This window comes from Amycolatopsis sp. NPDC102522, assembly GCF_055584485.1.
The window spans coordinates 42,183-55,042 of sequence record NZ_JBVJLY010000009.1; the positions used below are offsets into that span (position 1 = coordinate 42,183).

Here is a 12,860-nt window from a genome sequence, read left to right on the forward strand (position 1 = left end):
GAGCGACGGGCGGGTCATTTCACGGCACCGGCGGTGAGCCCGGCGACGAGATAGCGCTGGAGCAACAGGAATCCGGCGACGACCGGGACGGACACGATCAGGGAGGCGGCCATGACCTGGTTCCAGTACACCTGGACCTGGGTCGAGTACTCCTGGAGACCGACGGCGAGGGTCCGCGTGCCCGAGTCGGTCATCACCGACGCGAACAGGACCTCGCCCCAGGCCGTCATGAACGAGTAGATGCCGACGGCGACGATGCCCGGCATCGCCGCCGGGATCACCACCCTGATCAGCGCGCCGAGCGACCCCGTGCCGTCGACCATCGCGGCCTCGTCGAGTTCCTTGGGGATCGAGTCGATGTAGCCGGCGAGCATCCAGATCGCGAACGGCAGCGAGAAGGTCAGGTAGGTGATGATCAGCCCGAGCCGGGAGCCGTACAGGACGATGCCGGTGGTGTTGCCGATGTTGACGAAGATGAGGAACAACGGCAGCAGGAACAGGATGCCGGGGAACATCTGCGTGGACAGCACGGTCAGCTTGAAGAAGTTCTTGCCGCGGAACCGGAAGCGGCTCAGGGCGTAGGCCGCGAAGATCGCGATCACCACCGAGAGGATCGCCGCCGAACCGGAGATGACCAGGCTGTTCACGAAGTAGTCGGCGAGCGGGATGGTGTCCCAGATGTCGAAGAACGGCTGGATGGTCAGCGTCGTCGGGAACCACTCCCATTTGCCCTGCACGTCCCCGAGCGGCTTCAGCGACGAAGACACCATCGCGTACAGCGGCACCAGGGTGAACAGGGTGAGGAAGCCGAGGACTAATCGGCGGGCCCACGGGACCCAGCGAGGCTCAGACAACGGCGTTCCTCCTTCGTGCGGTCAGTCCCAAGTAGACGGTGCTGACGATCAGGAGGAACAGCAGCAACAGCACCGACATCGCCGAGCCGAGGCCGAAGTTCCAGGTCACGAAGGAACTCTGGTAGATATGGATCGAGATCAGCGACGCCTCCTTCGGCGCGGACGCTCCGAAGAGGACATACGGCGTGTTGAAATCGTTGAAGGTCCACAGGAACAGCACCAGCAGCAGGACCTGGTTGACCGGACGCAGCATCGGCTGGGTGATCGCCTGGAACTGCCGCCACCAGCCCGCGCCGTCGATCGCCGCCGCCTCGTACAGTTCGCCGGGGATGTTCTGCAGCCCGGCCATCACGATCAGGAACGCGAACGGCCAGTTGCGCCAGACCGAGACCACCACCAGCGACCAGAAGCTGTTGTCCCCGATGAGCCAGAAGGAATCGGTGCCCAGCAGGTCGTTCACCAGGCCGGTGTCCTTCTGGAACATGAACGACCAGGTGATCACCGCGGCGTACATCGGCAGCGCGTACGGCACCAGGAACAGGGCGCGAAGCACGCCGCGTCCCCGGAAGTTCTTCTGCATCAGCACGGCGGCCGAGGTGCCGAAGAGCCAGCAGAACCCGACCGAGAGCACGGTGTAGAGGACGGTGATCCAGAACGAGCCGAGCAGCGACTTCCCCGCGGCGGAGTTGAAGTCCAGCACGAACTTGTAGTTGTCCAGCCCGGCGGCCGGGGCGGACGAGAAGTCCCGGATGGAGAACTGCGTCAGCTTGAAGAAGCTCATCACGAGCCCGGCGATCATCGGGATCAGGTGGACGAGCAGCTCGAGCAGGATCGCGGGAAGCAGGAGCAGATACGGCAGCGCGACCCGGCGCCGCTTGCGAGCGGGCCGGCGTCCGGGCGCCCCGGCCGCTTTCACGGCCGGGGCGTCATCGAGAACGGTCGGCATCAACTACCGGCCGCGATCTGCTGATCCGCCTGGTTCAGCTGGTCCCGGATCTTGGCCCCGTCGACAGGCTTGCCCGCGGCGACGTCGGCGAACATCGCCTTCATCGCGGTACCGATCAGGGTCTCGAACTGCGACTCCTGCGGCACCTGCGGCATCGGCTCGGCCGAATTCGCGAGCACGCTCTGGAAGACCTTGACGTCCTCGGTCTGGAACGCCGCGTCGCTGTAGGCGTCCTGGACGGTCGGCAGCGAACCGTAGGTCTTGTTGAGCAGCGCCTGTTCGGGCGCCGAGACCATGAACTTCACGAAGTCCAGTGCGGCGTCGGGGTTCTTGGTGTTCTTGAAGACCGACATGTTGATGCCCGCGACGAAACTGCTCACCTTGCGGCCGTTCGGCGGCGCGGCGGCGGGCAGCGGGATCGGCGCGACGCCCAGGTTCGCCATGTCCATCCCGATGCTCTTGAACGAACCGGCGGACGCCTGGTTCATGAACATCGCGGCCTTGCCGTCCGACAGGTCCTTGAGGGATTTGGCGGTGTCGGCGTATTCGGCGTTGGACGGATTGACGATCTTGTCCTTCTGCATCAGATCGACGAACTGCTGCACGGCCGCGACCGAAGGGTCCGAGGCCAGCTGCGGCTTGCCCTCGGGAGTGAAGAACTGCGCGCCCTGCTGGGCGCCGAGGATCGCCGCGTGGTGGCTGTTCTCGGTGACCTGGCCCGCCTGGAGCGACAGTCCCCACTGGCCCTTCTCGGGTTTGGTGAGCTTCTTGCCGTCCTCGACGAGTTCCTCCCAGGTGGCCGGCGGCTTGGTGATTCCGGCCTCCGAGAAGAGCTTCTTGTTGTAGTACAGGCCGTATGCCTGGCCGTAGAGCGGCACGCCGACCGGCGGCTGCCCGCTCGCCCCGGTGGCCGCCAGCGACGGGCCGAGGAACCGCGATTTGCCGCCGGCCTTCTCCAGCGCGGCGTCGTCGAACGGCAGGAACGCCCCGGTCGCCTGCAACGAGGCCGACCAGGTGTTGCCGATGTTGAGCACGTCCGGCCCTTTGCCGGAGGTGGTGGCCGCGAGGATCCGGTTGAGCAGATCCGTCCACGGGACGACCTCGAGCTTGACCTTGATCCCGGAGGCCTTCTCGAACTTGTCGAGTTCGGGCTGCAGGACCGCCTTGTCGTTGTCGAGACTGGTGCCCTGGTTGGACGCCCAGTACACGAGCTCCTTGGGAGCACTGGACGACGTGTCGCCGCCGCCGCACGCCGCCGTGGTGGCGGCCGCCAGCGCCAGGACGAGCGCGGGAGCGATCTTTCCGATTCGCATCGATGGTCCTCGGGGTGAGTGGCCAAGCCGCGTCCGAGGCCTGTGACCCGGGACACGCCTTATTTCAGGGCTTGAGTTAAGCCGTGGTTGAGGTGGGCGTCAAGGGTTTTCGCGAGCATTTTGTCTCGTGAGCGGCAAGGACGGCTAGAACCGTTATTACCGCTCACGAGCCCGCATCACGTCGAGAGCCTGACCGCGATGCGAGGCGAAGAGTTCGAGGGCCTTTTCGCCGTCCCGTGCGCGCAGCGCGGCCGCCAGCCGACGGTGCTCCTCCGGAATGCTCGCGAGGTAGCCCTCGGCACTCACGCCGATGCGGGTCAGCAGGAACAGGTGCACCTGCGACCGGATGGCCTGCCACGCCTCGACGAGCCGCCGATGCCCGGAAGCCGCGTACACCGCGTCGTGGAAGTCGACGTCGCAGCGCACCATCTCGTGCTCGTCGCGCGCCCGGTCCATCCGCTCGACGACCTCGTCGATCGCGGCCAGCTCCGCGGCCGACGCGTTCGCGACCACCAGCCGGACAGCCAACTGCTCCAATGCGGAGCGGAGGCTGTCGAGTTCGGCGACATCCACGTCGGACAAGGTCGTGACGAGGGCGCCACGATGCCATTCGCTCCGGACAAGGCCCTCGCGCTCCAGCTTGAGCAGCGCCTCGCGCACCGGCCCGCGGCTGACGCCGAGCGCCGTCGAAAGCTCCACCTCACGCAACTGCGCGCCAGGCGGGTACGCGCCCCCGAAGATGGCGTCCCTGACCCTGTCGGCGACCTCGTCCGCCAGCCCGCGACGACGCGCCGGCACCACCTTGCTCATCGTCACCCTCCCTCAAGATCGTTCGATCGTAGCGACTGCCCTCTTGTCCTAATGTTAACATTGCGACATGAGCATCCTCGATTCCCCGATCCCGCGCTTCCACCTCGCGATGCCGGTCGACGACCTGGCCGCCGCCCGCACCTTCTACGGCGAAGTGCTCGGCCTCGAACAAGGTCGCAGCTCCGACTCATGGATCGACTGGAACCTGCGTGGGCACCAGTTCGTCACGCATCTCGCCCCGGAACGGCCGCAGCGGATCCACAACCCCGTCGACGGCCATGACGTGCCCGTCCCCCACTTCGGCCTGATCCTCACCGTGCCGGAATTCCGGAAGCTGGCGGACCGGCTGCGTGCCGCCGAGACCGCGTTCGTCATCGAGCCCTACGTCCGGTTCGAGGGACAGACCGGCGAACAGTGGACGATGTTCCTGCTGGACCCGGCGGGCAACGCCCTGGAGTTCAAGGCTTTCGCCGACGACTCGCAGGTCTTCGCCGCCTGACGCCCCGACGCCTCGGCGCTCCGTGCGAGGGTCGCGGAAGCGAGGCGGTCCGTGAAGGCCCCCTTCCCCAAGTACGTGAAGGACCCCTTCACAGCGCTAGGCGCAATGAAGGGGTCCTTCACGTACTGCAGGCACCCAAGCAGCGGCGACGCGTCGGTACAGGTGGTCGTGAGTGCCGATTCGGGTTATTAGAGAACCCGAATCCCCACTCACGACCCCAGCACTCACCGCACCTCCGGCACCGAACCGACCACCAGCTCAGCGAGGTCGTCGAACCGGACCGCGGCCACCGCCCCCACCACACCGACGGCCGCGGAAAGCACCACCGCGACCGGATCCCCGCCGCCCACACCCGGCAACGCCACGAGGCCCGCCGCGGCAACCAGCAGCAGGAGGGCGTTGCGCACCACGTGCCGGTACGCGAGCACGGCACGCGCCGGACCGAAACAGCGGCACGCCGCACCGGTCCGGCGCGCCACTGCCCGCCACACCGCCGCGGTCAGCACTCCGAACAAACCAGCCGCGAGCACCAGCCCGCCGAGAGCGAGCCACCGGCCCGCGTCCGCGAAGACGTCCGCGAAGATCAGCGCGGCCGCGGGAAGCAGGAGCGCCGCGATCGCGAACTCGACGGCCAGGGTGGCCGCGGCGAACAGCCCGGTCCAGCGCGCCGGGATCCCGAACGCGGGCACCGACGCGGCGAACTCGGCGTAGGAGCCCTTACCCCGCACCTTGCTGACGGCCGACACCAGCAAAACCAGTCCGCACAGGACAATCGCGAAGACGGCGACGTAGCTCATCGCTGCCCGATCGGCCGGAGCACGACGCCGATCAACGCCTCCGCCGGGATGTAGCCGAGCCGCCGGGAGTCATTGCTGCGCGCCGGGTTGTCGCCCAGCACCAGCAGGTTCCCCTGGGGAACGACCGTCTCGGGCACCGGGATCTGCGACGGCACCGGATCGCCGGGGACGGCCACCGCGCGCTTCACCAGCCGTCCCGCCGTCGGGTCCCCCGGTCCGCCGGGCCCGCCCTGCACCACCACGACCTGCCCCGTCCGGACGCGCTCCAGCCGGGACCGCCGCACCAGCAGCCGGTCGCCCGCGACGTAGGTGGGCTCCATGCTCACCCCGTGCACCGTCACCACCAGCAGCCGCTGTCGCAGCGTCACCAGCCACGCGACCAGGACGGCCACCACCACGGCCGCCGTGAGCACCACATACATCATGGGGACACCACCTCGTCGTAACCCGAAGCCTGCAGGCGGAAGAGCCTCGCGTACTCCCCGCCGGAGGCGATCAACTCGTCGTGCGAGCCCAGTTCGGTGACCCGGCCCTCGGCGAGCACCGCGATCACCGCGGCGTCGCGGACCGCGCCGAGCCGGTGCGAGATCAGCACGCTGGTCGCGCCTTCCCGGTGCCGCCGGAGGCTGCTGTGCACCTCGTGCTCGGCTTCCGCGTCCAGTCCCGAACTCGGCTCGTCCAGGATCATCAGATCCCGCCGGTCGCGTAGGAAAGCCCTGGCGAGCGCGAGCCGCTGCCACTGACCGCCCGAAAGGAGCACGCCGGTCTCCGGGTCGTCCCGGTCCGCCTCGTCGAAGAACATCCGGGAGAGGAAGGTGTCGTAACCGCGCGGCAGTCCGGCCACGATGTCGTGCGCGCCCGCGCGCCGCGCCGCCGAGACGACCCGCTCGCGATCGTCCATGACGGACACGTCGCCGAGCCCGATGTTCTCGGCGGCGCTGAGGTCGTAACACATGTAGTCCTGGAACACCGCGCCGATCCGGGCGCGCAGGTCCTCGACTCCGACGTCGCGCAGATCCACGCCGTCCCACAGGATCGCGCCGCGTTCCGGATCGTAGAACCGGCACAGCAGCTTGACCATGGTCGACTTCCCCGCCCCGTTCAGCCCGACCAGCGCCAGCGACCGTCCGTGCGGGATGGTCAGGTTCACTCCTCGCAGCACCCAAGGCTGGTCTTCGGCGTAGCGGAACCAGACGTCGCGCAGTTCGATGCCCGAGCGCAACGCCGTGAGCTGTCGCGGCTCGGCCGGGACGGGAAGATCCGGGCCCTGCGACTCGATCTCCTCGTAGTGGTCGAACAGCAGAGTCGAATGATGCGCCGACGCCAACCGGGTGACGAGGCTCTGCAACGCTCCCTGCACCCCGCCGACCGACGCCACGAAGATGGCGATGTCGCCGAGGGAGAGCCTGCCGTGGGCGGCCAGCCACGCCGCCCAGACCAGGCCGCCGGCCGCCACCGCCGCGGTGAGCCCGGCCAGCAGGCCCTGCACGCGCGCGTCCCGGCGATCCTGGCCTTCGACGACGGCATGCGCGGCGGTCAGCTCGACGAGCATCCGCCGCCGGAACAGCTCGCCGAGTCCCAGCAGCCGCAGTTCTTTCGCCGCGTCCAGGCTCGCCAACAGGTCTGCGTAGAACAGCTCGCGCCGCTCGGTGGGCGCGATCGACCACAGGACGCGCGCCCGCGCGCGGCTCAACCGCAGATTGGCGAGCAACGCCGGGATCGCCGCCACCAGCACGATCACCGCCATCCCCGCGTTGATCACGAGCAAGGTCCCCAGGAAACCGCCCAGTGTGACGGCCGCCTGCACCGAGCCGACACCGTCGTCGACGAGCTGGCCCGGCCCGCTGCGGCCGGTCTGCTGGGCGAGCCGGAGCTTGTCGCGGAATCGCGGATCCTCCATCCTCGCGATCCCGGCCAGCCGGTCCATCGCCCGGTAGAGGCGGTCCATCGTCACCACGGCCACCGACCGGTCCAGCCGCTGCTTCAGGTATTCGGTGCCGATCGGGAGCAGGCCCACCAGCAACCCGGTGACCGCGAGGGCGACAGCCCACGGGAGCAGGGTCAGCCACACCTCTCCGGCGGCCAGTCCGTCGAGGAGCGCCTTCATGCACCACGCGGTCGCGATCGGGACGACCCCGCCGATCAGGCACAGCACCAGGTACAGCGGCGTGCCCACCGGGGCGGCCCGCCGGGTCAGGCGGACCGCCGCCGCCAGCAGGCTCAGTACCCGGCGGGCGCCGAGGGAGGTGTTCACAGCTTGGCCGGCACCGGCAGAACCGACATCTCCCACCCGCTGGCCAGCACGGTCCGGTCGCCCTCGACCAGGCAGAGCGCGGGATAGCCGGTGGCGCCGAAGGCCTGGTGCACGTCACCGCCGTCGAACTCGCGGATCACGTCGCCGACCTCGCCGAGCCGAGCGACCATGTCGACGGTCTCCGCCTCGTCCCCGGCGGCGATCGCCAGCACCCTCCCCTCGAACCGGGCGGCGTACTCGATGAACTCGGGCATCCGCTCCTTGCACGGTTCGCAGTTCGGCGAGAAGAAGCCGACGAGGGCACGGGAACCGTCGATGTCCGCGGTGGACAGCTCCGCGCCCCCGACCGTGGTGGTGGAGAAGGCGCCGATCGTGGCGCCCGCGGGCAAGGCGATCTGCTGGTCGACGACGGACTTCTGCTGCACGTTCTTCAGGGTCTCGTTCTGCTCGCGCAGCCTCCGGATGATGCCGAAGCTGAGCAGCAGGTCCAGCACGCACAGGAGTCCGACGAGCACGACAGCGGCGGTCAGGATGGGCATGGTGTTCTCCAGTGGAGGAAGAGGGACGGGCGGGGTACCGCGGGGCGGCGGCCGGTGTCGCCGCCCCGCGGTGTCGATCAGCCTCCGCAGATCCGGAAGGCGTAACAGGGTCCGCAGAACACCTTGCAGGCACCGTTGGTCGAACAGTTCTGCCGGAAGTCGCTGCGCTCACGGCAGTAGCAGTGCTTGGTGAACGGGTCGGGCGGGCAGCCTGCGCCCACGTCGGCCTTGGCCACGAACACGCTCAGCAGCTTGTCGCTGAAGGTTCCCAATGTCTTGCGCATGTTCCGCGCTCCTCACTTCCTCCGCGCCGGGTGGCGTCGGCAGCGCCCAACGTAGGAAAGGGCGGTACACGAACGCGGATAGTGCGGATACACCCGCGCGTGTATCCGGTGTGCACCCGATGCGAAGTGAACTTCCGGCAAAGTCGTCGGTGATAGAACTGCCTTAAGGGGTCTCACGTTTCTGTCTCCAACTCTCGGGAGAGGTGTGAGTGTCGTCGATCGAGTTCAGGGTTCTGGGGAGGCTCGAGGTACACACCGAAGGCGGGACGATCGCGCTGGGCTCGGCGAAACAGCGCACGCTGCTGGCAGCGTTGCTGCTGCATCCCGGCCGGACAGTCCCGCTTCGCAGGCTCGTCCAGACGTTGTGGGGTGACGAACCGCCGCTCTCGGCGGTCGCCAACCTGCGCACCTACGCGAACCGGCTCCGGAGCGTCCTACCGGGAGAACACATCTCCGGTCGCGCCGCGGGCTACGAAATCACGCTGCGCCAAGGGGAATTGGATCTCCACGGGTTCACCGAGCGGGCGGGGGCGGGCCGCGCGGCGCTCGCGCGTGGTGATCACGCCGCCGCCGTCCGTCATCTCGGTGAGGCACTTTCCGCTTGCCGTGGCGCGGTGTTGGAAGATCTCGCCGACAACGAGGCGCTCGCCGGATCGATCGCGCCGGTCGAGGAACTCCGGCTTTCGGTCACCGAAGACCATCTCGACGCCCGGCTCCGGCTCGGCGAACACCGCGAGGTGATCGCCCCGCTCCGCGAGTTCGTCGCCGAACATCCGTTGCGGGAGCGGCCATGGGCGCATCTGATGACCGCTCTGTACCGATCCGGTGATCCCGCGGGCGCACTCGCGGTCTACACGGACTGTCGCCGGGTGCTCGCGGACCGTCTCGGCCTGGAACCCTCGCCGGATCTGGCGGAACTGCACCGGGCGATGCTGGACCGGGATCCGGGCCTCACCGCGGTCTCCCCCGCCACTGTCACCGTGACGGCCCCGGAAACGACCGCGCCGCAGGAGCTTCCGGTGCGCTGCCGGTCGTTCGCCGGCCGGGCCGGGGACGCCGCACGCCTGACCTCGCTGCTCGTCGAGACGGGACAGTACGGGCCGAAGGTCGCGGTGGTGCACGGTCCGTGCGGCATCGGCAAGAGCGCGCTGGTACTGGAGGTGGCGCATCGGGTCGGGGCCCGGTTCCCCGGTGGACAGTTGTACGTCGATCTGAGCGTCGACGGCCCGGCCTCCCGGGTTCCACCGAGGCTGCTGCGGCACCTCGGCGTTCCGGCGGCGGACATCCCGTGGACGCCGGACGAAGCCGCCGCCGTACTCCGTTCGCAGCTCGCCCACCGCGCGGTGCTGCTGGTGCTCGACGGCGCGACAGAGTCCGTCGCACTCCGTGCGCTGATCCCGGCGACGGGATCGTGCGCGGTGCTGATCACCGGCCGCTCGCCGTTGATGCTGGACGGCGCGGAGCATGTCGCGCTCGGCAGACTGTCCGATGAGGACGGACTGGATCTGCTCGGAAGGCTGGCCGGACAGTCCAAAGTGGATGCGGATCCCGCCGCGGCGGCGGAGATCGTCCGGCTCTGCCACGGTATCCCGGCGGCGCTGCGGATCGCGGGCACCATCCTGGCCAACCGGCCGACCCGGCCGCTGTCCTGGCTGGCGCGTCGCCTCGCCCCCGAGGAGAGCAGGCTGGACGAACTCGGTTTCGGCGGGGAGTCCCTGCGGGCGCTGTACTCGTCGGCGTTGCGGCCGATCGCGGCGGGCAGGGATCCGCTCGCCGCGGCGGCGTTCCGGTTGCTCGGCAGGCCGGGTTTCGACGTCTGCCGCTCGGATCAGGCCGCGGCCGTCCTCGATACGTGCCCGTCGAAGGCCGAGGCCGCGTTGGATCGCCTCGTCGATCTCGGGCTCGCCGAATGGGGCGAGGAGGACACCTACCGGTTGCCGCCGCTCATGCGGCTGTTCTCGGCCGAATTCGCGGCGATCGTCCCGGCCCAGCGAGCCGCGCTGTCCTGGTGAGCGCCGCACCGATCGATAACCTCTTCATTATCGATCGGTGCGGTTTTCCGCATTGATCAAGGCCTGCCGCCGGGAGAAGCTTGTCCTGTCAGCGAGCCCGCTGAACACGGAAAACCAAGGAGACGCCACCATGTTCGACCCCATCCTCCTCCGGGCCGCCGACGCCGAGATCGTCAGCGACGCGCCGGGCAGCGACATCACGCTGCTGGCCGACTCGGACACCACCGACGGGGGCTTCACCGCGAACCGCGCGACCCTGAAGGACGGCGTCTTCGGTACCCCGGCCCACTTCCACACCCGCGCGACCGAGTTCTTCTTCGTGCTCGAAGGAAAGCTCCAGGTCCTCGTCGACGAAACCCTGCACACGCTGGAGAAGGGCGACTTCCTCGCCGTGCCGCCGCAGGTGCCGCACGCGTTCGGGCCCGCCGCCGGCTCGGACGCCGACGTGCTGGTCACCTTCACCCCAGGCATGGCCCGTTTCGACTACTACCGGCTTCTCGAGCGGGTCGCCCGCGGTGAAGCCGACCCCTCGGAGATCGCCGCGTCGTCGAAGCAGTACGACAACCACTACGTCGACAGCCCGATCTGGCGTGCCGCACGCGGCCAGTGAGGGTCAGTCGATGACCGCGGTCGCCTCGATCTCGACCAGGTGCTCGGGCACGTCGAGCGCCGCGACGCCGATCAGCGTGCCCGGCGGGACAGGGGTGCCACCCAGCTTGGCGGCGGCCCGGTCCACGCCTTCGAGGAACAGCGCGAGTTTGTCCGGCGTCCAGTCGACGACGTAGACGGTCAGCTTCGCGACGTCGTCGAAGGTGGCACCGGCCTCGGCGAGCGCGATGCCGATGTTCAGGTAGCACTGCTCGACCTGGGCGGCGAGATCACCTTCGCCGACAACGACGCCGTCCGCGTCCCAGGCGACCTGCCCCGCGACGAACACCAGCTTCGACCCGGTCGCGATCGACACCTGCCGATAGGCGGGGATCACCGGCAGCCCCGCGGGATTCACCAGGGTGATGCTCATCCGTACTCCTCGATCGTGGTCACTTGTGGTTACCCAGGAACTGTAGGAGAGTGTGCGTCGACCTGGAAGAACGCACTTCTTCGTGACTGGGGAACCTGATGGTGACCAAGCAGCTCAGCGGCAAGACGGACGACGCGGATCTGATGCGGGCGGACTCGCTGGCGCGGGAGATCTTCTCCGACGTCGCCAACAAGTGGGCCCTCCTGATCATCGAGACGATCGGCGACCGCACCCGGCGGTTCACCGAACTGCGGAACGACATCGAGGGCATCAGCCACAAGATGCTCACCCAGAACCTCCGGATGCTGGAGCGCAACGGCCTGATCGAGCGGACGGTGCATCCGACCGTGCCGCCGCGGGTCGACTACACGCTCACCGAGGCGGGGCGCGGCCTGCGCGCGACGGTCGACGGGATGTGCGACTGGACCCACCGGTTCCTCGGCCACATCGAAGACTCACGCCGCCGGTTCGACAAGCCTGTTAACGGTTAACAACCTGGCCAGGGCCTCGATCGGTTCAATTCCCGTCCTCGCGGATCTATGCTCGGCGCGTGATCTCCGGCGGAGCCGAATCCCGGCCCGAGTTCGAGCGCTTGCTCCGAGAGGGGCCCTTCGCCGACGCGCTGCGTGAGGCGATCCGGGCGCGCGGCCTCAGCCTGGAACGCCTGCGCGACCATCTGCGGGCTCGTGGCGTCTCGATCACCGCGGCGACGCTCAGCTATTGGCAGTCCGGGCGCAGCCGCCCGGAGCGCCGGGACTCCGTGCTCGGGCTCCGCCACCTCGAACAGGTGCTGGAGGTACCGCCCGGCTGCCTGACCGCGCTGCTCGGACCGCCGCGCGCGAGAGGCCGGTGGCCTGCCCGCGCCGACGGCCTACCGGAGATCGGCCGATACTGGCCGGACCGGACGCGGATCGACGCGGCCGTCAGCGAGGTCGACACCCAGTGGGACGAGCGGCTGACGAGGATCAGCCAGCACGACGTCATCTCCGTCGGACCCGGCCAGGAAGAGCTCGCGTTCCGGTCGCGGCAGGTGCTCCGCGCCGAGGCCGACGGCCCGGACCGGTGGGTGATGATCGTCCACATCGACGAGCACGACAGGCCGCTGCCCGCGGTGACCTCGTTACGGGGCTGCCACCCCGGCCGGAGCGTGCACCGCCCCGAAGACGGTCTTCTCGTCATGGAACTGCTCTTCGAACGGCCACTCGCGAAAGGCGAAACCGTCATCACGGAGCACACTCTGGTGAACAGTGCCCCGTTCCCGCACGCGACGAACTACGAACGCAAGTTCCGGCTGCCCACCCGGGAATACGTACTCGAGATCCAGTTCTCCCCCGGCCTGCTTCCGGCGCGATGCCGCCGCTATTCCGAACAGGACGGACAGCCCGCGGAGTGGACGGAAGTCCTGCCGGGACGCGATTCCGTGCACGGAGTCGCGCTGAATTTCGGGCCGGGCCGGTTCGGATTCGAATGGGACTGGAACTCTTAATTGTTAACGACTCGCGGACCTACAATTCCGCACGGTTCGGGAATT

The 12,860-nt window shown here is 68.6% G+C and carries 15 protein-coding genes; 5 read left to right on the top strand and 10 right to left on the bottom strand.

Annotation, left to right across the window (positions count from 1 at the left end; all coding sequences use genetic code 11):
* Positions 1 to 14: 14 nt before the first annotated feature.
* The 4 genes from ACZ6YV_RS21830 to ACZ6YV_RS21845 all read right to left on the bottom strand — a co-directional run bounded on the left by ACZ6YV_RS21830 (position 15) and on the right by ACZ6YV_RS21845 (position 3,923).
* Positions 15 to 854, bottom strand: a complete 840-nt coding sequence (locus ACZ6YV_RS21830) for a carbohydrate ABC transporter permease (protein WP_465511367.1) — start codon at positions 852 to 854, stop codon at positions 15 to 17.
* Complete coding sequence (locus ACZ6YV_RS21835; protein WP_465511368.1) at positions 847 to 1,800, bottom strand: carbohydrate ABC transporter permease; 954 nt, start codon at positions 1,798 to 1,800, stop codon at positions 847 to 849. The genes ACZ6YV_RS21830 and ACZ6YV_RS21835 overlap by 8 nt, the downstream gene beginning before the upstream one ends.
* The gene (locus ACZ6YV_RS21840) at positions 1,800 to 3,113 is read right to left on the bottom strand and encodes an ABC transporter substrate-binding protein (RefSeq protein WP_465511369.1); all 1,314 of its coding nucleotides are present in this window, start codon (positions 3,111 to 3,113) and stop codon (positions 1,800 to 1,802) included. Before ACZ6YV_RS21840 ends, ACZ6YV_RS21835 begins: the two co-directional genes overlap by 1 nt.
* 156 nt (positions 3,114 to 3,269) lie before the next feature.
* Entirely contained in the window at positions 3,270 to 3,923 is a 654-nt protein-coding gene (locus ACZ6YV_RS21845; protein WP_465511370.1) for a GntR family transcriptional regulator, read from the bottom strand.
* A gap of 67 nt (positions 3,924 to 3,990) precedes the next feature.
* On the opposite strand from ACZ6YV_RS21845, the gene ACZ6YV_RS21850 reads away from it, so the two are divergent.
* Complete coding sequence (locus ACZ6YV_RS21850) at positions 3,991 to 4,422, top strand: VOC family protein (protein WP_465511371.1); 432 nt, start codon at positions 3,991 to 3,993, stop codon at positions 4,420 to 4,422.
* Between the two features lie 224 nt (positions 4,423 to 4,646).
* Here the strand turns inward: ACZ6YV_RS21850 and ACZ6YV_RS21855 are convergent, their stop codons facing one another.
* The 5 genes from ACZ6YV_RS21855 to ACZ6YV_RS21875 form a co-directional block, all read right to left on the bottom strand.
* Positions 4,647 to 5,219, bottom strand: a complete 573-nt coding sequence (locus ACZ6YV_RS21855; RefSeq protein WP_465511372.1) for a MauE/DoxX family redox-associated membrane protein — start codon at positions 5,217 to 5,219, stop codon at positions 4,647 to 4,649.
* Positions 5,216 to 5,644, bottom strand: coding sequence for a S26 family signal peptidase (locus ACZ6YV_RS21860; RefSeq protein WP_465511373.1), 429 nt, complete (start codon positions 5,642 to 5,644; stop codon positions 5,216 to 5,218). Before ACZ6YV_RS21860 ends, ACZ6YV_RS21855 begins: the two co-directional genes overlap by 4 nt.
* Complete coding sequence (locus tag ACZ6YV_RS21865) at positions 5,641 to 7,473, bottom strand: ABC transporter ATP-binding protein (protein ID WP_465511374.1); 1,833 nt, start codon at positions 7,471 to 7,473, stop codon at positions 5,641 to 5,643. Before ACZ6YV_RS21865 ends, ACZ6YV_RS21860 begins: the two co-directional genes overlap by 4 nt.
* Positions 7,470 to 8,012, bottom strand: coding sequence for a TlpA family protein disulfide reductase (locus ACZ6YV_RS21870; protein WP_465511375.1), 543 nt, complete (start codon positions 8,010 to 8,012; stop codon positions 7,470 to 7,472). The genes ACZ6YV_RS21865 and ACZ6YV_RS21870 overlap by 4 nt, the downstream gene beginning before the upstream one ends.
* 77 nt (positions 8,013 to 8,089) lie before the next feature.
* Positions 8,090 to 8,296: a hypothetical protein gene (locus ACZ6YV_RS21875; protein ID WP_465511376.1), complete on the bottom strand. Its 207-nt coding sequence runs from the start codon at positions 8,294 to 8,296 to the stop codon at positions 8,090 to 8,092.
* A 209-nt stretch (positions 8,297 to 8,505) separates the two neighbouring features.
* Between ACZ6YV_RS21875 and ACZ6YV_RS21880 the strand changes: the two genes are divergently transcribed.
* On the top strand, positions 8,506 to 10,308 hold the full coding sequence (locus tag ACZ6YV_RS21880) for an AfsR/SARP family transcriptional regulator (RefSeq protein WP_465511377.1): 1,803 nt from the start codon (positions 8,506 to 8,508) through the stop codon (positions 10,306 to 10,308).
* A gap of 130 nt (positions 10,309 to 10,438) precedes the next feature.
* Positions 10,439 to 10,918 carry a cupin domain-containing protein gene (locus tag ACZ6YV_RS21885; protein WP_378240925.1) on the top strand — a complete coding sequence of 160 codons (480 nt, stop codon included), beginning with the start codon at positions 10,439 to 10,441 and terminating at the stop codon, positions 10,916 to 10,918.
* A gap of 3 nt (positions 10,919 to 10,921) precedes the next feature.
* Here ACZ6YV_RS21885 and ACZ6YV_RS21890 read toward each other — a convergent pair whose 3' ends face one another.
* Positions 10,922 to 11,329 carry a RidA family protein gene (locus ACZ6YV_RS21890; protein WP_465511378.1) on the bottom strand — a complete coding sequence of 136 codons (408 nt, stop codon included), beginning with the start codon at positions 11,327 to 11,329 and terminating at the stop codon, positions 10,922 to 10,924.
* 98 nt (positions 11,330 to 11,427) lie between these two features.
* Here ACZ6YV_RS21890 and ACZ6YV_RS21895 point away from each other — a divergent pair, with 98 nt between their 5' ends.
* Together ACZ6YV_RS21895 and ACZ6YV_RS21900 are read left to right on the top strand one after the other, a co-directional pair.
* The gene (locus ACZ6YV_RS21895; protein ID WP_465511379.1) at positions 11,428 to 11,820 is read left to right on the top strand and encodes a winged helix-turn-helix transcriptional regulator; all 393 of its coding nucleotides are present in this window, start codon (positions 11,428 to 11,430) and stop codon (positions 11,818 to 11,820) included.
* Between the two features lie 59 nt (positions 11,821 to 11,879).
* Positions 11,880 to 12,815: a helix-turn-helix domain-containing protein gene (locus ACZ6YV_RS21900; RefSeq protein ID WP_465511380.1), complete on the top strand. Its 936-nt coding sequence runs from the start codon at positions 11,880 to 11,882 to the stop codon at positions 12,813 to 12,815.
* The last annotated feature ends 45 nt before the right edge of the window (positions 12,816 to 12,860 follow it).